Here is a 21,752-nt window from a genome sequence, read left to right as displayed (position 1 = left end):
GAGGAGCAAGAGCATGGGTGCAGTGTGGACGTTGGGCCCCCACATGATGTGGTTCGAGGAGCCGGACACGGTCCGGGTGACCCTCTCGGGCGTGTACGACATGAAGCTGCTGGAGGAGTCGCGCGCCCTGGTGCTGGAGCTCCAGAAGCGCCACCCGACGCTCTACCTCATCATGGATGCGCGCAATGGCGCCGGCATGGCGGCGGACGTGCGCAAGCAGCTCAGCACCTCCGAGGACTACATGCCCTACGCGGCCTCGGCGATGTTCGGCACCGGCTTCGCCATGCGGACGATGATCAACATGATGGTCCGCGCCGGGAGCCTGCTGGGGCGCTCCTCGAGCCGGCCCTTCGTCATGGTGGGCACCGAGGAGGAGGCCAAGGCCTGGGTGGCCAAGGTGCGCGAGGCCGACCGCCTGAAGCAGACCGCCTGAGCCGTTTTGCCCCGACCTGGATTGAATCCCTAGGAGATTGCCATGCAGACCATGTGGACGCTGGGCCCGCACAAGATGTGGTTCGAGGAGCCGGACACCGTGCGGATGGTCACGGTGGGCCCGTACGACATGAAGCTGTTGGAGGAGTCGGTCGCGCTCACCCGTGAGCTCCAGAAGCGCTATCCGCGCCTCTACATCATCACCGACGCGCGGCAGGGCACCGGGATGACGGCGGACGTGCGCAAGCTGCTGGGCGAGAACCCGGACTACCTGCCCTACGTGGGCTCGGCGATGTACGGCAGCAGCTTCGCCATGCGGACCATGATCAACATGATGATCCGCGCCCAGCAGCTCCTCGGGCGCACGGGCACCACCGCCTTCGCCATGGTGGCGACCGAGGAGGATGCCAAGGCCTGGGTGGCGAAGCAGCGCGAGGCAGACCGCGCGAAGAAGACCGCCTGAGCCACGCCTCGATTCTCATCGCGGGGGACTCCGAGCATGGGAACCATGAGGACGTTGGGACCGCACAAGGTGTGGCTCGAGGCGCCGGGCACGCTGCGGGTCGTCGTCGTCGGCGCCTTCGACGTGAAGCTTCTCCGCGAGCTGGAGGACCTGGCGCGTGAGCTCCAGGCGCAGCATCCGACGCTCCACCTCGTCGCCGACATGCGGCAGAGCACCGGCATCACCCCGGAGCTGCGGCAGACGTTCGCCGAGCACCCGGACCCGGCCCCCTTCGCGAGCCGGTTCATCTTCGGCGCGAGCTTCGCCGTCAGGTCCATCGCGAGCGTGATGGCGCAGGGGGGCCGCCCGGGCACCCGGCCCCTCATCACGGTGGATACCGAGGACGAGGCGAAGGACTGGGTGGCCGCGCAGCACTCGCAGCGGGCCGCCTGAGCCGCGCCTGACACCGCGGTGGTGGGACGCATCGGGGGTATCCCCTAGTACCGGAGGGCAGGTAGGGACTTCTCTCCGGGCGGGGCAGATGGGAGCGGGCGTGTTCGCCTATGCTCCCCGTCATGATCATCGCCATTCCCCGTGAAACGGTGCCGGGCGAAAGGCGGGTCGCGCTCGTGGCGGAGAGCGTGAAACGCCTCGTCGGCAAGAAGCACGAAGTGGTGGTCGAGAGCGGAGCGGGCCTGGGCGCGGAGTGCTCCGACGAGGAGCTGCGCGCCGCCGGAGCGCGCCTCGAGTCGGGCGCCGCGGCCGTCTATGCCGCCGCCGACGTGCTCCTCAAGGTCCAGCCCCCGGGTCCGGAGGAGCTGGAGCTGCTCAAGCCCGGCTCGGTGCTGGTGAGCCTGGCGTACCCCATGTCCAACCCGAAGCTGGCAAAGGCCATTGCCCAGCGCCAGGTGACGCTGCTGGCCATGGACATGGTGCCGCGCACCACGCTGGCGCAGATGATGGACGTGCTCAGCTCGCAGGCCACCATCGCCGGGTACCGCGCGGTGGTGCTCGCGGCCGAGGCGCTGCCGAAGCTGTTCCCCATGCTGATGACGGCCGCGGGCACCATTCCTCCCGCGAAGGTGCTGGTGCTGGGCGCGGGCGTGGCCGGCCTTCAGGCCATCGCCACGGCGCGGCGCCTGGGCGCGGTGGTGGAGGCGTACGACGTCCGCAAGGTGGTGAAGGAGCAGGTGGAGAGCCTGGGCGCCCGCTTCGTCAACATCGACATCGAGGATGCCGCGGGCGCGGGCGGGTACGCGAAGGAGCTGGGCGAGGAGGCGAAGAAGAAGCAGGCGGACGCGCTGGCGGTGCACGTGGCGAAGTCTGACGCCGTCATCACCACGGCGCTGGTGCCCGGCCGGCGCGCCCCGCTGCTGCTGCCCGCGGACATGGTGCGGCGGATGAAGAGCGGCTCGGTGGTGGTGGACATCGCCGCGGAGCAGGGCGGCAACTGCGAGCTGACCCGCCCGGGTGAGCGCTACCGCACGGAGAATGGCGTCACCGTCATCGGCGAGCGCAACCTGCCCAGCCAGCTGGCGGTGCACGCCAGCGCCATGTTCTCGCGCAACCTGGAGAAGCTGCTCGCGCACGTCACCGACAAGGACGGCGCCCTGAAGCTGGATACCGCGGATGAAATCGTGAGGGGCATGCTCATCACCCGCGGCGGTGAAATCGTCCACCCGGCGGTGGCGGACGTGGCCCTGAGGGAGAGCTGACATGTCACTGACGCTGATCTTCGGTCTCTATGTCTTCTTCCTGGCCGCCTTCACGGGCTACCAGGTCATCTCCAAGGTGCCGCACCTGCTGCACACGCCGCTGATGGCCTTCACCAACGCCATCTCCGGCATCTCCCTGGTGGGCTCGCTGCTGGCGGCGGGAGGCCACTACGGCACGCTGTCGACGGTGCTGGGCGCGGTGGCGGTGCTCGCGGCCACCATCAACGTGGTGGGCGGCTTCCTCATCACCGACCGCATGCTGCGCATGTTCAAGAAGAAGGGAGGCACGCGGTGACGCTCTCCACGACCGAGACGTTCGTCCAGCTGCTGTACCTGGCCGCGTCCATCCTCTTCATCCTGGGCCTGAAGGACCTGGGCGACGCGCAGACGGCGCGCCGGGGCGTGCTGCTCGCGGAGGTCGGCATGGTGGCCGCCGTCGCCGGCACGCTGCTGTACGGCGTGGCGGTGTCCGGCGTCATCGTCCGGTGGGAGTGGATCATCCTGGCCATCCTCATCGGCTCGGCGGTGGGCACGGGCATGGGCCTGTGGATTCCCATGACGAAGATGCCCGAGCGCATCGCGCTCTCGCACGCCTTCGGCGGCCTGGCGGTGGGGCTCGTGGGCGTCGTCGAGTACCTGGAGCATGGCGGGCCGAAGATGAGCACGCTCCAGATTACGGCCACTGGCCTGGAGGTGGCGCTGGGCGCGCTGACCTTCACCGGCAGCCTCATGGCCTTCGGCAAGCTGCAGGGCTTCATCACCGGCAGGCCCGTCACCTACCCGGGGCAGAACGCGTCCAACATGCTGATGATTGCCGGCACGCTCGGGCTGATTGGCCTGCTCGTCTACATGCCGGGGGCGTCCTGGGCCTTCTACGCGGTGGCGGTGCTGGGCGTGCTGCTGGGCGTGCTGCTGGTGCTGCCCATCGGCGGGGCGGACATGCCGGTGGTCATCTGCCTCCTCAACTCGTACGCGGGCCTCGCGGCGGCGGCCACGGGCTTCGCGCTGGGCAACAACGTCCTCATCATCTGCGGCGCGCTGGACGGCTTCTCCGGCTTCCTGCTGGGCATGATGATGTCCAAGGCGATGAACCGCTCGTTCGCGAACGTGCTCTTCGGCGCCTTCGGCGCGGCGCCGGAGCAGAAGTCCATGACGGCGGGGGCCACGCCCGCCGGGCCCGCGCCCAACGTGGGCAGCGTGGAGGAGGCGGCCGAGGTGCTGCGTGCCGCGCGCTCCGTCATCGTGGTGCCCGGCTACGGCATGGCGGTGTCCCAGGCGCAGCACGCGGTGCGGGACCTGGCCAACGCGCTCCAGGCCAACGGCTGCGACGTGCGCTACGCCATCCACCCGGTGGCCGGCCGCATGCCCGGCCACATGAACGTGCTGCTCGCCGAGGCCAACGTCCCGTATGACCACCTCTACGATTTGGAGGTCATCAACGACGACTTCGCCGCCACCGACGTGGCGCTCGTCGTGGGCGCCAACGACGTGGTCAACCCCGCCGCGCGCACCGACCAGAGCAGCCCCATCTACGGCATGCCCATCCTGTCCGCGGACATGGCCAGGACGTGCCTGGTGCTGAAGCGCTCGCTCAACGCCGGCTTCGCCGGCATCGAAAATGCGCTCTTCGTCCGCTCCAACACCATGATGGTGCTCGGCGACGCGAAGAAGACGCTGACCCAGTTCACCGCGGCGCTGAAGGAGTAGGCGGAAGTGGAGATTCGCGAGGCCGTGGATGCGGACGCGTCCCTGTTGGCGCGCCTGCTGCGTGAGGCATTCGAGGAGTACCGCGGGCGGCTGGATCCTCCGTCCAGCGCCCACGGCAAGACGGAGGAGGTGGTGCGGCGCGAGCTGCGGGACGGCGGCGCGCTCCTCGCGGATGCGCCGTCCGGTGCGCAGGGATGCGTCTTCTTCCACGTCCGGAAGGACCACGTGTACCTGGACCGGCTGGCGGTGCTCCCGCCCTTTCGTGGCCAGGGCGTGGCGCGGGCGCTGATGGAGGCGGTGGAGGCGCGTGCCCGGGCGCTCGGCCCCCTGCCGGTGCGGCTCAACGTGCGGCTCGCGCTCCAGGAGCATCAGGACTGGTACGCGCGGCAGGGGTACACCTTCCGGAGCCACGGCACCCACGAGGGCTACACCTCGCCCACGTTCGTGGTGCTCGAGAAGCGGCCCTGACAATCCGATTGCCCCTGTGACCTGGGGGCATTGGAAGCTGTTGGCAGGGGGCTGGTATCCTCGGGCTGGCTTCGACCTCCCGCGGACTGGAACCCACAGCATGAGCGTCAACTCCGTGCAGTCCTCCGTCGCTCCCCCTCACCTCGACGCAGCAGCGGCCGTTGCCCGCGCGAAGGCGCTCGCGCCGCGGGTCCGCGCCCTCGCGGGAGAGGCCGAGTCGGGCCGGCGGGTCCCCGAGCCGCTCATCCGCGACTTCATCGATGCGGGCCTCGTGCGGCTGCTCACGCCCCGGCGCTTCGGGGGGCATGAGCTGGGGCTGGACGCGTTCATCGACGCCACGCTGGAGATTGCCCGGGCCGATGCCTCGGTGGGCTGGTGCTTCTCCTTCCTCAACATCCACTCGTGGCTGATGGCGATGATGCCGGAGGCCGCGCAGCAGGAGGTGTGGGGCGCGGACCCGGACGCGTGCATCGCCAACGTCAACGCGCCCGGAGGACAGGCGGTGCCCACGGAGGGCGGCCACCGGCTCACCGGCGTCTGGCAGTGGGCCAGTGGCATCCAGCACTGTGGCTGGGCGCTGCTCGCGGGCATCGTCCCGTCCGCGGCGGGCGCCGAGGCCGGGCCTCCGGACGTGCGGCTGTTCCTCGTCTCGCGCGCCGACTTCCAGGTGAAGGACACCTGGTTCGTCGCCGGGCAGCGCGGCACCGGCAGCAACCACGTGGTGGTCAACGACGTGTTCGTGCCGGAGCACCGCAACATGGCGCTGGGCGACGTGCGCGAGGGGCGCTCCCCGGGCTCCAGGGTGCATGCCTCGCCGCTCTACCAGCTGCCCTTCCTGCCGCCGATGGCGTCGTCGCTGGTCGCGCCCATCATCGGGGCGGCGCTCGGGGCGTACGAGACGTGGCGTGAGCTGATGCGCACGCGCTACACCACCTTCAGCCGCGAGCAGGTCGCCACGCTGTCCCACCAGCAGATCCGCATGGCGGAGGTGTCGGCGGAACTGGAGGCCGCGCAGCTGCTGCTGCGGCGGGCGCTCGACACCCTGCGCCCCGGAGGCATGCTGACCCTGCAGCAGCGCGTGCAGGTGCGCCGCGACTACGCCTACGCCGCCACCCTGTGCGTGCGCGCCGTCGAGCGGCTCTACACGGCCAGTGGCGCGGGTGCCAACTTCGAGAGCAACCCGCTGCAGCGCTACTGGCGGGACATCCATGCCATGGCCGTGCACGCGGGCATCAACTTCGACGCCGCGGGCGAGAACTTCGGCCGGCTGGAGCTGGGGCTCGGGCTGAATCCGAAGGACCCGCTGTTCTGAAGGGTCATCGCGATTCCGCGGGAGGCACGTCACGGTCTCTGTGTGTGGACACCCCACAGTGGAGCGGAAGCACCGGGGTGGAGACGGAGATTTCCGCTGGGACGCTGTTCCAAGTGGGCATGGAGTCCACCTCTGCGCCTAGACTCTCCGTTGACGAATCGCGGCACGGGCATTCCATTGGGGTAGCAGGTCAGCAGGTCGGGGCGCGGGTCGTCAGTTGGGGTCTGGCAAGGAGCACACGCATGGTCGGCAACTCAGGGGACGGTGGTTCCAACCTGGGGAGCACCGGGGGAGCTTCCTCGCAGGACGTTGAAGGGGGACAGGCACCCGTCTTGGGTGGCGTGTCCGAAGCAGAGCTGGATGCCTTCGTCGGCAAGCTGCGCACGGACAAGAACCGTGTCGTGGCGCCCGCCACGCAGTCGCGGGGCCGTGGAGACATGCTGTCGGAGCGGCTGCATGCCGGACGGCGTCCGCTCGTGTCGTCCGTGCCCGAGGAGGTGGCGACGCACGCGTGGTACGTCGCGCCCGGCAACCAGGTCTCCGGGCCGCATGACGTCGCGGCGCTGAAGTCCTTCCTGGAGCGGGGAGAGCTGGGGGCGGACTCGCTGTGCTGGCGGGAGGGGTTCAGCGCGTGGACGCCCCTGTGCCAGGTTCCGGAGCTGGCCGAGGCGCTCGTGCCGCTGCCGCAGGAGAAGCTGCCCACGCCCGCCGAGTCGACCGGTGAGCCCAGTGGCTCGAACTTCGCGCTCAAGGGCGCCGAGGCGCTGCGCTCCCTGCCCGGGGATGCGGCGGCTCCGGTGACTGAGCCCGCGGTGGAGCTCTTGCGCGTGGAGGCGACGGGGCCGGTGGCTGTGAGCACCGAGGTGGCTGCGTCGCAGGTGGGCGCCGCGCCGCAGCCTGGGACGGTGGCCGCGGAGGTGAGCGCCTCGCTCCAGTTCGTGACGGTGCCTGCCGAGGTCGCGGGTCCTTCCGTGGAGCCGGTGGGCACCCATGCGGTGCTGGGCAGGGAGGCGGGAAGGGTGGAGGTGCGGTGGCGCGGCGGTGTGTGGCTCGCGCTGCTGGGGGGCGTCACGGGCGGGGTGTCGGTCGCCATCGTCATGGGGCTGATGGGCAGCGCCGATGGGCGCGCGCTCCTGGCCCGCATGACCTCGCGTGAGACCTGGGGAGTGAGCGCCACCGCGACTCCCGGCGCCGGGAGCACGGCGCGGGGCGTGGATGGCGCTCAGCCCGCACCGGGGAACACCGGCAGCGGTGCCACGCCGGGCGGTGTCGGCAATGCTGCCGCGGTGGGAGCCACGGGCAGTGGTGCCACGCCGGGCGCCGTCGGTGCCGCGTCGGGGACCGCCGTCCCTGGCGCTTCGCCGGGAGCCGCGAGCGTTCTGCCGGGCACCTCCGGTGCAGGCGCCGCTCCGGGCGCAGTCGTCGCTTCCGCGGGCGCCAAGCTGGGAACGCCTGGCGTTGGCACGGCTGGCGGCACCTCGCTCGCCGGCGTCACCGCGGGCACCCTCGACAGGGGCGGCGCCGTGCCGGTGCTGGCCGCCTCCGGTGGACGCAAGGCGCCCGCCGCCACCAGCGCCCCGGCCTCCGTGGCCGAGTCACTGGAGACGGAGGACCTGCCCGAGGAGGCGCCTGTCGCTCGCGCGGCGGTCTCCGCTCCCTCGGCCGAGAAGCGCCCGGCGGCGCCACCGCCCCTGGCGGAGGCCGACTTCGAGAACGAGCTGGACGCCGAGGCCGCTCCGGCCGTGGACACGGCACCGGCGGAGAAGCTGGGCCCCGACGAGGCCTTCGAGCGTGAGCTGGCGTCACCTCCGCCGGGTGCCGGCGCACGCGCGGAGCGCTCGGTGTACGTCCCGCCGGACCCGAGCAAGCCGCCCGCCGAGCTCGCCCAGTCCGACATCTTCGAGGTGGTGCTCGCCAAGAAGGACGACATCTCCGCGTGCGCCAGCGAGCAGCAGCCGCCGACCCCCGGCGCGGGAGGCCGGGTGGTGGTGCGCTGGAGCATCCTCCCGAGCGGTCAGGTGTCGGACGTCGTCACCGAGACGGCGTCGCTCAAGGGCACGCCCATCGCGCGCTGCATCGAGGGGAAGGTCCGGGCCTGGACCTTCCCGAAGCACCAGGAACAGGGAGGCCCCGTCCGTTTCCCGTTCGTGTTCTGAGCCGCCCGCGAGAGGAACGTGAATGCCTGCCTACGTCGTGGTCGAAATCGCCGTGCATGACGCTCAGACCTACGAGCGGTACAAGCAGCTGGCCCCGCCGTCGATTGCCCGGTACGGCGGGCGCTACCTCGTGCGCGGGGGCGCGACGCAGACGCTGGAGGGCACCTGGGCTCCTCCACGCTTCGTCATCCTGGAGTTCCCGAACGCGGAGCAGGCCCGGGCCTGGTGGGCCTCGCCCGAGTACGCCCCGGCCAAGGCGCTCCGTCAGGTCTCCGCCCACACGATGATGCTGCTGGCGGAGGGACTTCCTCCCTCCGCGAGCGACCTGGGCTCTCCGGCCGTGGCCTCTTGAGCCCGGGCCGGGCTCCCCGGCGCTCTTCGCACCAGGGAGCCGTCAGCCCATGAAGCGCAGCTAGCTCACGCCGACGGCGGACCAGCTCTCCTTCACCTTCTGGACCTCCGTCGAGCTGGCGCCGTGCAGGTCGGTGGCGGCCTTGATGCACGCCTCGCGCGCCTGGGCGAAGGTGGTGTTGGGCGTCATGTAGTGGGCGAGGGCGCGGTAGTAGATCTTCAGGCCCTTCTCCATCCCGATGCCGTCCTTCACCTCCTGGCCGGAGGTGCGGTTCTTGCCGCCGTTCACCATCAGGTAGAAGGCGTTGTTGGCGATGCCGCTGGAGCCGTGGACCTCGGTCTGCTCCGGGTAGTGCTTGTAGTTGTCGATGGAGTACCCGTCCTTGGTCGGGTCATCCATGTAGCGCAGGCCGTCCTCGGTGCTGTTGCCGGGGGTCCACGCCGTCTCGCCCACCGTCCAGTTGAACTTCACGCCGGGGTTCTTCTGCGCCGCGTACCACTCCACGCCCGCGCCGAAGATGTCGCTCATGGCCTCGTTCAGGCCACCGGACTCGTTGCGGTAGATGAGGCCGGCGGTGCGCTCGGTGAGGCCGTGCGCGATTTCGTGGCCCGCGATGTCCAGCGCGGTGAGCGGGCCGGACGTCTTCCCGTCGCCGTCGCCGTAGCTCATCTTCTGGCCGTCCCAGAACGCGTTGACCAGGCCGTTGTCGACGTGCACGTAGGAGACGAGCTTCTCGCCCGCGCCGTCGAGCGAGTCACGCCCGAGGACGTTCTTCATCATGTCGTACGTCATCGAGGCGCCGTACTGCGCGTCCACCGCGGCGTGGCTACGGGCATCGTCGGTCGACTCGCCCCAGACGTCGTTGGTGTCCTTGAAGTCCGTCTGTCCGGTGGCGCGCGCCTTGTTCTGCGCGTCGAACGTCTCCACGCCCTTGCCGCGGGTGGAGTCGCGCAGGCTGAAGGTGCCGTCCGCGTTCTTCGTCGTCTGCAGCTCCACCTTGCCGCTGTACAGCGACGTGTCGTCCGCCTTGCCCGCGGGCGGGGTCGTCGGCGGGGGCGCCTTGCCGGTGGCCTTCAGGCCCCAGCTGTTGAGCACGCCCGTGTCCGCGCGCGCCTTGTCGCTCACGGTGAGCGTCCACTCGCCCTTCGCCTGCTCACCCGCGAAGGCGCTCAGGTCGAAGTCGCCCTTCACGTGGTCCGCGCCGCCGCCGGTGCGGTTGTGCACCACCGCGCTCTTGCCGGAGGGGCTCGTCAGGGTGACGGACAGGTCGCCGCGGTACGTGTGGTCGATGTCCAGCGACAGCTTGAGCTTGTCGATGGTGACGTCCTGGTCCAGCTTCAGCTTCGACGTCACGGTGCCCAGGTCGGCGATGCTCGCCTTGGGAGACGTGGTGGCGCTGGCCTCGGTGGGCAGGGTCGCCGTCTTGGTGCCCTTCGGAATCGAGAAGCCGTCAATCTCGTTGAAGCTCTCGAAGACCTTCCCGCTGTTGGCGTCCACCAGGTAGTTCATCCGGCGCGGGTTCTGCTGGCCTTCAATCTGGGACATCTCCACGCGGTAGGCCGAGTGGTACTGGCCCGCCTTGTCCTGGTAGATGACCCGCTCGGCGTGGGGCTGCCGGTCCGGCTTGCCGTCGAACTCCTTGCGCGCGGACTCGATGGCCTGCGCGGGCGACAGCTTCGGCTTCTGGCTGCCGAGCCCCGCGGGGATGGTGGACTGCTCGCCCGTGACGCTGGACACCTTCCCGTCCTTGTCCAGGTGGGAGATGACCTGCTCGCCGAAGACCTTCACACCCTCGTGCACGCGGTCCAGGCGCACGTGCGTCATGCCCAGCTCGTCCCGCTCCACGTTCTTCGGCACGAAGCTCGGGGAGGGGGCGACCAGCGTCATGGCCCCCGTGGCCGGGCTCAGGTACGACAGCGAGGCCTGGATGGCGTTCTGCGCGTCCTTGCTGTCGATGGGCAGCCGGCCCGGGCGCGCGGGCACCGGCGTCAGCGTCTGCTCCGCGCGCGCCAGCTCCGTGCGGCGGGGCGCGGACGACTCGAACCCGTCCTTCACCCGCGCCGGCGTGGTCCCCGTCTTCACGGCGTTCTTCGGCTGCGTCTCGGTGGTGGTGGGGCGGAGGGAGACCGGCTGCTTCGGGCCATCGGTGCGACGAACGCTCATGGTGGGGGCCTCGCTGCGAGGGGGGTACGTATTTGTCGGACTCAGGTCCCAAGAAGTTGCTGCTTCGCGTCTATTTTTATTTCGGGACTGCACTATTCCATGAATCCGCGAATCACGTCAGAGGGGGGCCTTCGGCGCGCGGGCGCTGGCCCGGGCGGAGTCGAGCGCTGTTCTGCCGGGACTGGGGCATGCGGCAGGCCGGGGACGGGCTGACGGCCTCAGGGACTTCCGAAGAAGGACACCTCGAGGAAGCGCACGTAGAGGTTGCAGGCCGCGTGGAAGAGGGCGGCGCCGAGGATGGTGCCGGTGCGCTCGCGCATCCACCCGAAGAGCAGGGCGGGGAAGAAGACGGACAGGCGCCACACCTGGAAGATGGCCAGGTGCCCCAGCGCGAACAGGAGCGCCGTCACCCAGAAGGCGCGCCCCAGCCTGCCGCCCAGCACGCGCCGGCCCTCCGGCCACGCGTCGCGCAGCCGGCTCTGGAGGTAGCCCCGGTAGAAGAACTCCTCCGGTAGCGCGACGACGAAGAGCTGGTCGATGACCCACTCGCCGAAGCGCGGGGGCAGCCGGGGCCGGAAGTGGCCCTCGCCGACGATGGGCGTCAGGTGGCGCGCCAGCGCGTGGGGCAGGTGGGGCAGCACCTCCACGAAGCCGGCGAAGGCCAGGAAGAACAGCGGCCCCACAACCGCGGACAGCACCAGGAACAGGCGCACGTCCTGGCGCCACGCCCGGAGCGTCAGCCCGTAGTCGCGGTAGTCCTCATCCCGCCAGCGCATGGGGATGAGCGGCAGGTAGAGGAAGCCCACGGTGGCCACCAGCTTGGGGATGCTGGTGCCGCCGAAGAGGAGGAAGGCGGCGATGATGCCCAGGAAGCCCACGGCCCACAGGCCCACCGCTTCCTGCACGGCGGTGGGGCGCCAGGGTGTCGCCATGGCGCCGCTCATGGCGCGTCCGCCGACGCGAGCTGCACCTTCACCTCGGTCAGCGGCAGCACCCGGCAGCCGCGCCGGTGGCGCTGCACCACCACCGCCACCAGCCGCCCGTCCGAGTCGAACACCGGGCTGCCCGCCGGCAGCGCCAGGGGCACGTCGAAGAAGGGCGCCGGGGCGCTGCCCACCTGCGCGGACACGGGCCGCGCGGGCTGGGCCTTCGTGGCCGGAAGGACGCCCACCACCCACCGCCCCCGGAGGCTGTCGCCCTCCTTGAGCAGCTTCACCGGCGCGGCCGGGTAGGTGCCGTCCGGCGCGGCCACCACCGCGACCTTGAGGGCCGCGTTGGCCAGCACCACCCGGGCGGGCAGGGCCTTCCCGTCATGCTCCACCGTGGCGGCGTTGAGGCCCACGAAGGCCTCGCCGCCCACCGGCTCCGTGGAGGTGAGCACCTGTCCGGCCGCGCCCACGATGACGCCCGGGCTGGCCTGCTTCGGGCCGCGCACGCGCACCACCGAGCGCGCGTGCTGCTCCATCACCCGCTGCAGGTCGGCGCGCGAGGGCCGGCCCTCCCCGGCGAGGGCGGGGTGGGGCAGGCAGGCGAGACAGAGGAGCAGCGGCAGCAGGCGGGACATCGGCGCGCGCCGCAGCCTATCACCGGCGGGCGCGCAGCGAGGTGATGAACCGGTCCGCCGGGAGGGTGTTCAGGATGTCCGACTTCCGCGCCCAGCCCCGGCGGGCGGTGGCCACGGCGAAGGCCAGGTTGCGCAGGTCCTCCCGCCGGTGCGCGTCACAGCTCACCACCAGCCGCACCCCGTGCTTCAGGCCCTGGCGGATGTACTCGGCCTTGATGTCCAGCCGCGCCGGCTTGCCGTTGACCTCCACGGCCACGCCGCGCTCGGCGGCCCGCTCCAGCACCTCCTCCATGCGGACGGGGTAGGGCTCGCGGCTCTGCAGGAGGCGGCCGGTGGGGTGCCCGAGGATGTGGAGGCACGGGTTGTCCAGCGCGGTGAGCAGCCGGCGCGTCATCTGGTCCTCGTCCATGCCGTGCCGCACATGGATGGAGCCGATGACCACCTCGAGCTGCTCCAGCACGCTGTCGGCGTAGTCGAGCGCGCCGGACTCGAGGATGTCCACCTCGATGCCCTTGAGCAGGCGCACCCCGGGCACCGCCGCGTTGACGCGGTCGATTTCCTCCCACTGGCGCTTGAGGTCGTCCACCTTGAGGCCGCCGGCGTAGATGGCCGCCTCGCTGTGCTCGGTGACGGTGAGGTACTTCAGGCCCAGCTCGCGCGCGGCGAGCGCCATCTCCTCCAGCGAGTGCTTCCCGTCGGACCAGGTGCTGTGCGCGTGGACGGCGCCCTGCACGTCCTCCAGCGTCACCAGGTCCTGCGGCAGGCGGCCCTCGCGCGCGGCCTCCACCTCGCCGTTGTCCTCGCGCAGCTCGGGCGGCACGTACTGCATGTCCAGCAGCGCGTAGAGGCCGGCCTCGTCCGTCACGGGCACCTTGGTGCCGTCCTCGCGGTGCACGCCCCACTCGGAAATCTTGAGGCCGCGCTCCTGGCCCAGGTTGCGCAGGCGGATGTGGTGCGCCTTGGAGCCGGTGAAGTGGTGCAGGGCGGTGGCGTAGTCCTCGTCCGGCAGCACCCGCAGGTCCACCTGCAGGTCTCCCGCCTCCAGCCGCACGGAGCACTTGCTGCCGCCCTTGCCCAGCACCGCCGCCACGCCCGGCGCGTGGGCCAGCGCGTCCAGCACGGGCACCGGGTCCGGCGCCGAGGCGATGATGTCCACGTCCGCCACCGTCTCCGCGCGGCGGCGCACGCTGCCACCCAGGCTGGCGCGCACCACGCCGGGGGCGGCCTTCATCCGCTCCAGCAGGGCCTCGGCGATGGGCAGCACGTCCCCCAGCAGCTTGCGCTCGCCGCGGGCGCGCCGGTACACGGCGATGCCCTCCAGCATCTTCGCCTCGCTCTTCTCACCGAAGCCCTTGAGCTGGCGCACCCGGCCCTCGCGGCAGGCGCGCTCCAGGTCCTCCACGCTGCCCACCTGGAGCTCGCGCCAGAGCGCGGCCACCTTCTTGGGGCCGATGTCCGGCAGCCGCGTCAGCTCCAGCAGGCCCGGGGGGAACTTCGCCTTCAGCTCCTCGAAGTAGCGCAGGCGTCCGGTGGTCACCAGCTCGGTGATCTTCTCGGCGAGCGCGGGGCCGATGCCCGGCAGGCTCTCCAGGCGGCCCTCCGCGACGAGCGGCCCCAGCTCCTGGGGCAGGCCGACGATGCGGTCCGCGCCCATGTCGTACGCGCGCACGCGGTATCCGCCCTCTCCCTGGAGCTGGAGCAGGATGGAGATGTCCCGGAGGACCTGGGCAACTGCCGCCTTGTCGACGGTGGGGGGGCTGACGTCTGGAGTCACGGTGGGGAAGGTAATGCCCGGGGAACGGGGGTGCAGGCCGACCTGCATTGTGGGAAAAAGGACCGCGATGACGAAGATCAAGCTGGGTCCGGCGGATTTCGCCGAACGGGAGATGCGCGGCTACGAAGTCGGCAAGCGCAACGTGTGTATCGCGAAGATCCAGGGCCGCTACAAGGGGCTCGACGACTGGTGCAACCACGCGGGCTGCCTGCTGTCGGGCGGTCGCATCGAGGAAAACCTGGTCGTCTGTCCGTGCCACGAGGTCGGCTTCGACATGGACACCGGGCGCAACGAGACGTCCCCGGGCGTCTGTGACGACCAGCCGACAGTGACGGTCGAGGTCCAGGACGGAACCCTCGTCGTCGAGCTGCCCGACAACACCTGAGGCGCCCACGCGCGCACCGGAGCACCGCCATGGCACACGAGGGGCACGACCACGACCATGACCACGAGCACGGTCATGACCACGGGCACAAGCACGACCACGAGCACGCTCATGAGCACGGGCACCACCACGGGCCCGCGCATCCGCACCATGACCACGAGCATGGCCACGGGCACGAGCACCACCACCACCCCCCGCATGCCCATGACCAGGCCCATGCCCACGGCGGCGCGGACGCGGACGTGGCGGCGGAGCACAAGGCGCGAGCGCCGGTGCACGTGAGCGCGTTCGTGGTGACGTGCTCGGACAGCCGGGACGCGGCGAAGGACGAGAGCGGCCGCGTGCTGCGCGAGGCCCTGGAGGCCGCGGGGCATGGCCTCGCCGGCTACACGGTGGTGAAGGACGACCCGGAGGCCATCCGCGCCGCGCTGGAGCAGGCACGGCAGGCGGGCGCGCGCGCCGTGGTGTTCAACGGCGGGACGGGCATTGGCCGGCGCGACACCACGGTGGAGACGCTCCAGGCCCTGTTCGAGAAGGAGCTGCCTGGCTTCGGCGAGCTCTTCCGGATGCTGTCGTACCGGCAGATTGGCAGCGCGGCGATGATGTCCCGGGCCACCGCGGGCACCTGGCAGGGGATGATCCTCTTCGCACTGCCAGGCTCACCCAGGGCCGTGCGGCTCGCGCTGGACGCGCTCATCCTCCCGGAGCTGGGCCATGCCGTCCGCGAGCTGACACGCTGAGCTTTTTTAATCATTTTCTCAGCGAATGACGCTTCCTCCAGGCTGGGAGGAGCTGCGGCTGTTTCAGGACCGACACCGTTTCCCTGTTATCACGGAAAATGTCACAGTCACTGTGTAGGCAGTGAAGCCCGCTGCCTCGGTCCCGCAGCACCAGTTCCCCCGCATGCAGTGGAGAAGCGTATGAACATGAAGCGCCTGGCTTCGGCCGTCATGGTGCTTGGTTGTGTCTCGGCTTTCGCGAAGCCCCCCGTTGCGAAGGCTCCTGACGCGAAGGCTCCCGCCGAGAAGGCTCCGGCGGCGAAGTCCAAGGATCCGGAGGTGTGGATCACCATCGGCTCGGATGCCGTCGGCTTCGTGAACGCCGCGCTGATGGGGGAGGGGCTCGCCGCCCCCGCCCGCGTCGGCGAGAAGGGGCAGGTCACCGCGCTGCGCCTTCCCGAGTCCCAGCTGCCCCTGGTCTCCGCGGTGATGCACAACCAGTTCCACCGCTGCGGCGGCTTCTTCTACCACGGCACGGAGGCCGAGGCGCTGGCGGCGATGAACGCGCCCGTGGTGGAGACGCCTCGCTCGCTCGCGGCCAACTACACGCTGGACAACCCCTACCTCGTGAACACGATGCAGGCGGGCCTCGACCCGGCGAACATCCTCGCCACCATCACCCACCTGTCGACGACCTACCCGACGCGCTACTTCACGTCGGAGACGGGCGCGGCCGCGGCCGCCTGGCTGGCGGACGAGTGGCAGGGCTATGTCCCCCTGGACCGGGACGACGTGGCCATCACCCTCTTCGGCCACAGCTGGCTCCAGCCGTCGGTCATCGCCACCATCACCGGCACCACGTTCCCGGATGAAATCGTCATCGTCGGCGGGCACCTGGACTCCACCACCAGCTCGACCACGAACCCCGCCGCGCCCGGCGCGGACGATGATGCCTCCGGCATCGCCACCCTCACGGAGGTGCTGCGAGTGGCGATGGCCCAGGGCTACCGCCCGGCGAAGACGGTGAAGTTCATTGCTTACGCCGCCGAGGAGGTCGGCCTGCGGGGCTCGCAGGCGATTGCCCAGGAGCACAAGGCCAACAACCGCAACGTGATTGGCGTGCTCCAGCTGGACATGACGAACTACAAGGGCTCGACGGTGGACGTGGGCATCATCTCCGACTTCACCAACGCCGCGCAGAACACGTTCGTCACCAACCTCATCGGCACGTACATCCCGGGCGTGCAGTGGGCCAACACGCAGTGCAACTATGCGTGCTCGGACCACGCCTCCTGGAACTCGGCGGGCTTTCCGGTCTCCATGCCCTTCGAGGCCCTGTTCGACGGCAGAAACCAGAGAATCCACAGCGCGGCCGACACGCTCGCCAACACGGACGTCACCGGAGCGCACGCCCTGAAGTTCGCGAAGATTGCCTCCGCGTTCGTGGCGGAGCTGGCGGAGGGCACGCTGACGATTACGGACACCACGGAGCCCGCGGTCGCCATCACCGCGCCCGCGGCGGGCGCCACGTTGACGGGCTCGGTGAGCGTCACCACGACGGCCACGGATGCCTCGGGCATCAGCCGGGTGGAGTTCCTCGTGGACGGTGCGGTGAAGTTCACGGACACCGTCGCGCCGTACACCTTCACCTGGGACACGGGGGCCACCCCCAACGGCGCGCACACGCTGGAGGCGCGCGCCTACGACAGGGTGAACCTCCCGGCGACGAGCGCCATCCAGGTGACGGTGAGCAACTCCGCCAGCGTCGCGGGGTATGACCCGGCGCTGCGGGCGCCCCGCTGCTTCTCCGTCTCGGAGTCGTGTGACTCCGGCGCGCTGCTCAACGGCCGCGCCAACCTGGGGCCCGAGGTGAACTTCCCGAACACCATCAACAACTCGTGCTCGGACGGCCTGTCGGGCAGCTACCACTCGGACGAGTCCAACGACCACATCAAGGTGGCCACGGTGGACGGGACGCCCTTCGGTCCGGGCAAGCTGGTGCGCATCGAGGCGACGGTGTGGTGCTTCAACGTCACCAACGACAAGCTGGACCTGTACTACACGGGCAACGCCGCCACCTCCGGCAGCCCGGCGTGGACGTTCATCGCCACGCTGCGTCCGACCGCCAAGGGCCGGCAGGTGCTGTCCACGACGTACACGCTGCCCGCCGGCGCCGTGCAGGCCGTGCGCGCACGGTTCCGCTACGGCGGGAGCCCGACCGCCTGCGGCACGAGCTCCTATAACGACCACGACGACCTCGTGTTCGCCGTGCAGCCGTAGCCTGCTGACCCGTCCCCCTTCCTCAGTCCCGGAGGAGGGGGGATGCCGTGCATCCGCGCGAGTCCGGGAAGCTTGACGCCCAGGCAGCCGTTCCAGGGACATTTGGGAGCTTCCGACGTGACACCGCGCTCCAGCCGGCGCACCGCCCGCGACACCGGGCTCACCCCCCAGGCGGCCGACCACCTGCGCCCGAGGCTGGACGCCTTCCTGGCCTCCACCGACGCCCGCGCCCGCATTGGCTTCGACCCGGTGGAGTTCCCCCACCGCTACACCGACGCGCGCGACATCGAGGTCAGCGCGCTGCTCGCCGCCGCCCTGGCCTACGGCCGCGCGGACCTGTTCCGCCCCAAGGTGGACGCCCTCCTGCGGCGCATGGGCCCCTCGCCCGCCGCTTTCGTCCGCGCGCTCGACGTGTCCGGCGCCTGCGCCCTGCTGTCGGGCTTCGTCTACCGCTTCAACGTGGGCACCGACGTCGCCGTCCTCCTGCTCGGCATGGGCCGCGCGCTGCGCGAGCACGGCAGCCTGGAGGCCCTCTTCGTCCAGGGCTTGGAGGCCCGCGGCACGCTGCACGGCGCGCTGGACGCCTTCACCACCGGCCTGCGCCAGGTGCCCATGGACGCGCTGCGCGCCGCGCTCGGCCCGGAGCGTGGCCTGCACCACCTGCTGCCCTCGCCCCTGGGCACCGGCGCCGCCAAGCGCCTCAACCTCTTCCTCCGGTGGATGGTGCGAGGCCCCGACACCGTGGACTTCGGCATCTGGAAGCGCGTGCCCCCCGCCGCGCTCCTCATCCCCCTGGACACGCACATCGGCCGCATCTCGCAGCACCTGGGCCTCACCCGGCGCAAGGACCTCACGTGGCGCACCGCCGAGGAGGTCACCGCCTCGCTGCGCGCGCTGGATGCCGCCGACCCCGTGCGCTACGACTTCGCCCTCTGCCACTACGGCATGAGCGGCGCCTGCCCCGCCCAGCCCGTCCCGGACAACTGCGCCCGCTGCTCCCTCCTGCCCGCCTGTGGTGTGGGCCCCGGACTGGTGGCGAAGATGACCCAGCGGGTCCGTGAAACCTCTGGCCGCGGAGGCAATGGAATCCCGAAACGGGGGCGACGTTGACCGTTTCGCTTCGGGGCGCTGCAATCGCGCGGCTTGTCCCGTGTCTTGCATGTACACACGGGCAGCAGGGCCTGTTGGTGGCCGGGGAGTGACGGGGTGCACGCAACGCTGGTGGCGGTACCCTCCGCCGTAGCGGAGGAGATCGAGCGCAGGTTGCGCGAGTCCGAGGCGGGCCGGCCCTGTCATGTCCTGCGTGTGGCCGGGGCCGTGGCGCTGCCCGTCGAGTCCGTGACGGAGGGCCTGGTCGTCGCCTGGGACGAGGGCGGCCCGCTGGAGGCGGCCCTCGCGACGTGTCAGCGCATCCACGCGTCCCGGGTGGCGTCGCGCACGCACTTCGTGCTGCTGACGGGGCGTGCTCCCTCGGACACGGAGGCGCTCGCCGAGGCCGGCGCCGACGAGTGCGTGGCCCCACCGGGCGCGCACTGGGGCGCGCGGCTGGTGGCGCTGAGCCGGCGGCTGCAGGCGGAGCGCGCCGGAGCGGACCTCCAGTCCATGCGCCGCACCGGGGACTTCCTGCGCAGCGCGCTCGACGCGCTGCCGGACCCGCTCTTCGTGAAGGACCGGCAGCACCGCTGGGTGGCCGTCAACAGCGCCTTCTGCCGGTTCATGGGCCACACCGCGGACGAGCTGCTGGGCCGCTCCGACTACGACTTCGTCCCCGCCCACGAGGCGGACGTCTTCTGGCGCAAGGACGAGCAGGTCTTCCGCTCCGGCGTCACCGACGAGAACGAGGAGACGCACACCGGCAGCACGGGCCAGTCGCGCCACCTGGTGACGAAGAAGGCCTCCTTCAGCAGCGCGGACGGTGAGTCGTTCCTCGTCGCCGTCATCCGGGACGTCACGGACCGCAAGCTGCTGGAGTCACAGCTGATGCTGGCCGAGCGCATGGCCTCGGTGGGCACGCTGGCCGCGGGCGTGGCGCACGAAATCAACAACCCGCTGGCCTACGTCAGCTCCAACCTGTCCTTCCTGCGCGACCGGCTGTCCCAGGCGGAGCTGGCGCCCGAGCAGCTTCCGGAGCTGCGCGAGGTGGTGGCGGAGGCGGAGGAGGGCGCCGGCCGCGTCAACGCCATCGTCCGGGACCTGCGCACCTTCGCCCGCGCGGAGGAGGACGGCCACGGCCCGGTGGACATCACCCGCGTGGTGGACGGGGCGCTCCGGCTGGTGCGCAACGAGCTGTCGCACCGGGCCCGGCTGGTGTGCACGCTCGAGCCGGTGCCGCGCGTGCACGGCAACGAGGTGCGCCTGGGGCAGGTGGTGGTCAATCTGCTGGTGAACGCGCTGCAGGCCCTGCCGGAGCGGGCGGTGGATGAGAACGTGGTGCGCATCTGCCTGCGCCCCGGCCGCGGCGGCTCGGTGGAGCTGGAGGTGGCGGACAACGGGCACGGCATGACGCCCGAGGTGCAGCGCCGCATCTTCGACCCGTTCTTCACCACCAAGTCCGTGGGCGAGGGCACCGGGCTGGGGCTGTCCATCTGCCTCACGCTGGTCCAGGCCATGGGCGGGCGCATCGAAGTCCAGAGCGCGCCAGGGTGGGGGAGCACCTTCCGCGTGGTGCTGCCCGCGCTCGTGGGCGCGGTGCAGGCCCCGGCACAGCCGGGCATGCCGCCGCGCGAGCCCCGCCGGGGAGCGCCGCGCCGGCGGCTGCTGCTCATCGACGACGAGCCGGCCGTGGGCAGCTCGGTGGCCCGGCTGGTGCGCGACGTGTACGAGGTGCGCGCCGTGCAGGACGCGCGCGAGGCGCTCCAGTTGCTGTCCGCCGGAGAGCAGTTCGATGCCATCCTCTGTGACCTGATGATGCCGGGCATGAGCGGGATGGACTTCGTGGTGGAGCTGGAGCGGCTGGCGCCGGAGCTGGCGCTGCGCACCGGGTTGATGACGGGCGGCGCCTTCACCGCGCAGGCGCGCGAGTTCGTGGGCCGCCACACGCGAGGGCTGCTGGAGAAGCCCTTCGAGCGCGAGCGGCTGTGCACCTTCGTGGAGCACCTGCTCCAATGAGCCGCCGGGTCGCCCGCCGGACGCTGGGCGCCTCGCTGGTGGCACTGCTGGCCCTGGGCCTGTGGGCGGGGCCGGACTGGCTGCGCGGCCTGGCCTTCGTGGCGCGCGCGGCGGACCTCCAGGGTGACGCGGCCGAGGCGCTGTCGCGCTGGCGCACCGGGCCCTTCGACGTGAAGGAGCTCCAGGTCCCCACGCGGCACGGCCCGGCGCGGGCCCGGCTCTACCGTCCCGTCGAGGGGCGGGGGCGCACGGTGGTGCTCACCTCGGGCGTCCACGCGGACGGCATCGACGAGCCGCGCCTGGTGAAGCTGGCCGGGAACCTGGCCTCGGGCGGGCTCGCGGTGCTCACGCCCGAGCCCGCGGACCTGCTGCGCTACGAAATCACCCCGCGCCTGCCCGACGTCATCGAGGACGCCGCCCTGTGGGCCGCGGCGCAGCCCGACCTGGCCCCGGACGGGAAGGTGGGCCTGTTCGGCATCAGCTTCTCCGGCGGGCTGTCGGTGGTGGCCGCCGGCCGGCCCGCGCTGAAGGACCGGGTGGCCGCCACGCTCTCCTTCGGCGGGCACGGCGACCTGCCCCGGGTGCTGGCCTTCCTGTGCACGGGCGAGCTGCCGGACGGCAGCCGCCTGGCACCCCACGACTACGGGGTGGTGGTCATCCTCCTCAACGTGGCGGACCGGCTGGTGCCGCCCGAGCAGGTGGAGCCGCTGCGCGCGGCCATCCGCACCTTCCTGCGGGCCTCGCACCTGACGCTCACCGACGGGCGGCTCGCGGAGGAGACCTTCGCCCGAGCGCGCGCGCTGCAGGCGCAGCTGCCCGAGCCCGCCGCCACGCTGATGGGCCACGTGAATACCCGCGACGTCGCGGCGCTCGGCCCCACGCTGCTGCCGTACGTGAAGGCCTTCGCCGCGGACCCGTCGTTGTCCCCGGCCCGCTCGCCCGCTCCGGCCGCTCCCGTCTACCTGCTCCACGGCGCGGGGGACACGGTGATTCCCGCCATGGAGTCCGTGCTGCTGGCCCAGGCGCTGCGGCCGCACACGGAGGTCCACCAGCTGGCCACGCCTCTCATCTCCCACGCCGAGGTGGACCGGCAGGCGGAGGCCGCGGACGTGTGGCGGCTGGTGGGCTTCTGGTCCGACCTGCTCGACGAGTAGCCGCGCGAGCCCCGGCTTCCC

Annotated in this window: 20 protein-coding genes; 16 read left to right on the top strand and 4 right to left on the bottom strand. The window is 71.2% G+C overall.

What is annotated here, in order from left to right; all coding sequences use genetic code 11:
* Nucleotides 1-13 precede the first annotated feature (13 nt).
* From LXT23_RS27535 to LXT23_RS27490, 10 genes are all read left to right on the top strand, one after another.
* Complete coding sequence (locus tag LXT23_RS27535; RefSeq protein ID WP_253983296.1) at nucleotides 14-433, top strand: STAS/SEC14 domain-containing protein; 420 nt, start codon at nucleotides 14-16, stop codon at nucleotides 431-433.
* Between the two features lie 42 nt (nucleotides 434-475).
* Nucleotides 476-895 carry an STAS/SEC14 domain-containing protein gene (locus LXT23_RS27530; RefSeq protein WP_253983295.1) on the top strand — a complete coding sequence of 140 codons (420 nt, stop codon included), beginning with the start codon at nucleotides 476-478 and terminating at the stop codon, nucleotides 893-895.
* Nucleotides 896-940: 45 nt separating this feature from the next.
* Entirely contained in the window at nucleotides 941-1,327 is a 387-nt protein-coding gene (locus LXT23_RS27525) for a SpoIIAA family protein (RefSeq protein WP_253983294.1), read from the top strand.
* A gap of 110 nt (nucleotides 1,328-1,437) precedes the next feature.
* Entirely contained in the window at nucleotides 1,438-2,589 is a 1,152-nt protein-coding gene (locus LXT23_RS27520; protein ID WP_323379087.1) for a Re/Si-specific NAD(P)(+) transhydrogenase subunit alpha, read from the top strand.
* 1 nt (nucleotide 2,590) lies between these two features.
* Nucleotides 2,591-2,884 (top strand): NAD(P) transhydrogenase subunit alpha, encoded by a 294-nt coding sequence (locus LXT23_RS27515; RefSeq protein WP_169345576.1) that lies wholly within the window; start codon nucleotides 2,591-2,593, stop codon nucleotides 2,882-2,884.
* Nucleotides 2,881-4,296, top strand: coding sequence for an NAD(P)(+) transhydrogenase (Re/Si-specific) subunit beta (locus LXT23_RS27510; RefSeq protein ID WP_253983293.1), 1,416 nt, complete (start codon nucleotides 2,881-2,883; stop codon nucleotides 4,294-4,296). Before LXT23_RS27515 ends, LXT23_RS27510 begins: the two co-directional genes overlap by 4 nt.
* Nucleotides 4,297-4,302: 6 nt before the next feature.
* Entirely contained in the window at nucleotides 4,303-4,764 is a 462-nt protein-coding gene (locus LXT23_RS27505) for a GNAT family N-acetyltransferase (RefSeq protein WP_253983292.1), read from the top strand.
* Between the two features lie 100 nt (nucleotides 4,765-4,864).
* Complete coding sequence (locus LXT23_RS27500; RefSeq protein ID WP_253983291.1) at nucleotides 4,865-6,076, top strand: acyl-CoA dehydrogenase family protein; 1,212 nt, start codon at nucleotides 4,865-4,867, stop codon at nucleotides 6,074-6,076.
* 341 nt (nucleotides 6,077-6,417) lie between these two features.
* Nucleotides 6,418-8,232, top strand: coding sequence for an AgmX/PglI C-terminal domain-containing protein (locus LXT23_RS27495; RefSeq protein ID WP_253983290.1), 1,815 nt, complete (start codon nucleotides 6,418-6,420; stop codon nucleotides 8,230-8,232).
* Between the two features lie 22 nt (nucleotides 8,233-8,254).
* On the top strand, nucleotides 8,255-8,584 hold the full coding sequence (locus LXT23_RS27490) for a DUF1330 domain-containing protein (RefSeq protein WP_253983289.1): 330 nt from the start codon (nucleotides 8,255-8,257) through the stop codon (nucleotides 8,582-8,584).
* 60 nt (nucleotides 8,585-8,644) lie between these two features.
* Here the strand turns inward: LXT23_RS27490 and LXT23_RS27485 are convergent, their stop codons facing one another.
* From LXT23_RS27485 to polX, 4 genes are all read right to left on the bottom strand, one after another.
* Nucleotides 8,645-10,747: a M4 family metallopeptidase gene (locus tag LXT23_RS27485; protein WP_253983288.1), complete on the bottom strand. Its 2,103-nt coding sequence runs from the start codon at nucleotides 10,745-10,747 to the stop codon at nucleotides 8,645-8,647.
* 218 nt (nucleotides 10,748-10,965) lie between these two features.
* Nucleotides 10,966-11,691 carry a myxosortase MrtX gene (gene mrtX / locus LXT23_RS27480; protein ID WP_253983287.1) on the bottom strand — a complete coding sequence of 242 codons (726 nt, stop codon included), beginning with the start codon at nucleotides 11,689-11,691 and terminating at the stop codon, nucleotides 10,966-10,968.
* Nucleotides 11,688-12,311: an MXAN_2756 family trypsin-like serine endoprotease gene (locus LXT23_RS27475; RefSeq protein ID WP_253983286.1), complete on the bottom strand. Its 624-nt coding sequence runs from the start codon at nucleotides 12,309-12,311 to the stop codon at nucleotides 11,688-11,690. Before LXT23_RS27475 ends, mrtX begins: the two co-directional genes overlap by 4 nt.
* 19 nt (nucleotides 12,312-12,330) lie before the next feature.
* Nucleotides 12,331-14,085 carry a DNA polymerase/3'-5' exonuclease PolX gene (polX, locus tag LXT23_RS27470; RefSeq protein WP_253983285.1) on the bottom strand — a complete coding sequence of 585 codons (1,755 nt, stop codon included), beginning with the start codon at nucleotides 14,083-14,085 and terminating at the stop codon, nucleotides 12,331-12,333.
* A 67-nt stretch (nucleotides 14,086-14,152) separates the two neighbouring features.
* Here polX and LXT23_RS27465 point away from each other — a divergent pair, with 67 nt between their 5' ends.
* The 6 genes from LXT23_RS27465 to LXT23_RS27440 all read left to right on the top strand — a co-directional run bounded on the left by LXT23_RS27465 (nucleotide 14,153) and on the right by LXT23_RS27440 (nucleotide 21,731).
* On the top strand, nucleotides 14,153-14,470 hold the full coding sequence (locus LXT23_RS27465) for a Rieske (2Fe-2S) protein (protein WP_253983284.1): 318 nt from the start codon (nucleotides 14,153-14,155) through the stop codon (nucleotides 14,468-14,470).
* A 272-nt stretch (nucleotides 14,471-14,742) separates the two neighbouring features.
* Nucleotides 14,743-15,210 carry a MogA/MoaB family molybdenum cofactor biosynthesis protein gene (locus LXT23_RS27460; protein ID WP_253983630.1) on the top strand — a complete coding sequence of 156 codons (468 nt, stop codon included), beginning with the start codon at nucleotides 14,743-14,745 and terminating at the stop codon, nucleotides 15,208-15,210.
* Between the two features lie 180 nt (nucleotides 15,211-15,390).
* Nucleotides 15,391-17,469 carry a M20/M25/M40 family metallo-hydrolase gene (locus LXT23_RS27455; RefSeq protein ID WP_253983283.1) on the top strand — a complete coding sequence of 693 codons (2,079 nt, stop codon included), beginning with the start codon at nucleotides 15,391-15,393 and terminating at the stop codon, nucleotides 17,467-17,469.
* Nucleotides 17,470-17,586: 117 nt separating this feature from the next.
* Nucleotides 17,587-18,579, top strand: coding sequence for a TIGR02757 family protein (locus LXT23_RS27450; RefSeq protein WP_253983282.1), 993 nt, complete (start codon nucleotides 17,587-17,589; stop codon nucleotides 18,577-18,579).
* A gap of 96 nt (nucleotides 18,580-18,675) precedes the next feature.
* Entirely contained in the window at nucleotides 18,676-20,577 is a 1,902-nt protein-coding gene (locus LXT23_RS27445; protein ID WP_253983281.1) for a hybrid sensor histidine kinase/response regulator, read from the top strand.
* A complete protein-coding gene (locus LXT23_RS27440; protein ID WP_253983280.1) occupies nucleotides 20,574-21,731 on the top strand; it encodes a dienelactone hydrolase family protein in 1,158 nt (385 codons plus the stop codon). The genes LXT23_RS27445 and LXT23_RS27440 overlap by 4 nt, the downstream gene beginning before the upstream one ends.
* Nucleotides 21,732-21,752: the final 21 nt, after the last annotated feature.

Origin of the sequence: Pyxidicoccus xibeiensis (assembly GCF_024198175.1) — a bacterium.
Classification (GTDB): Bacteria; Myxococcota; Myxococcia; order Myxococcales; family Myxococcaceae; genus Myxococcus; species Myxococcus xibeiensis.
Note: the sequence above shows the minus strand (reverse complement) of the source record. Positions and strands in the feature narration are given on the sequence as shown.

Bases quoted from the DNA above. Each gene is read 5' to 3' on its own strand.
- LXT23_RS27535 (WP_253983296.1), top strand. From the start codon at position 14: ATGGGTGCAGTGTGGACGTTGGGCCCCCACATGATGTGGTTCGAGGAG.
- LXT23_RS27530 (WP_253983295.1), top strand. From the start codon at position 476: ATGCAGACCATGTGGACGCTGGGCCCGCACAAGATGTGGTTCGAGGAG.
- LXT23_RS27525 (WP_253983294.1), top strand. From the start codon at position 941: ATGAGGACGTTGGGACCGCACAAGGTGTGGCTCGAGGCGCCGGGCACG.
- LXT23_RS27520 (WP_323379087.1), top strand. From the start codon at position 1,438: ATGCTCCCCGTCATGATCATCGCCATTCCCCGTGAAACGGTGCCGGGC.
- LXT23_RS27515 (WP_169345576.1), top strand. From the start codon at position 2,591: ATGTCACTGACGCTGATCTTCGGTCTCTATGTCTTCTTCCTGGCCGCC.
- LXT23_RS27500 (WP_253983291.1), top strand. From the start codon at position 4,865: ATGAGCGTCAACTCCGTGCAGTCCTCCGTCGCTCCCCCTCACCTCGAC.
- LXT23_RS27490 (WP_253983289.1), top strand. From the start codon at position 8,255: ATGCCTGCCTACGTCGTGGTCGAAATCGCCGTGCATGACGCTCAGACC.
- LXT23_RS27485 (WP_253983288.1), bottom strand. From the start codon at position 10,747: ATGAGCGTTCGTCGCACCGATGGCCCGAAGCAGCCGGTCTCCCTCCGC.
- mrtX (WP_253983287.1), bottom strand. From the start codon at position 11,691: ATGAGCGGCGCCATGGCGACACCCTGGCGCCCCACCGCCGTGCAGGAA.
- LXT23_RS27475 (WP_253983286.1), bottom strand. From the start codon at position 12,311: ATGTCCCGCCTGCTGCCGCTGCTCCTCTGTCTCGCCTGCCTGCCCCAC.
- LXT23_RS27465 (WP_253983284.1), top strand. From the start codon at position 14,153: ATGACGAAGATCAAGCTGGGTCCGGCGGATTTCGCCGAACGGGAGATG.
- LXT23_RS27455 (WP_253983283.1), top strand. From the start codon at position 15,391: ATGAACATGAAGCGCCTGGCTTCGGCCGTCATGGTGCTTGGTTGTGTC.
- LXT23_RS27440 (WP_253983280.1), top strand. From the start codon at position 20,574: ATGAGCCGCCGGGTCGCCCGCCGGACGCTGGGCGCCTCGCTGGTGGCA.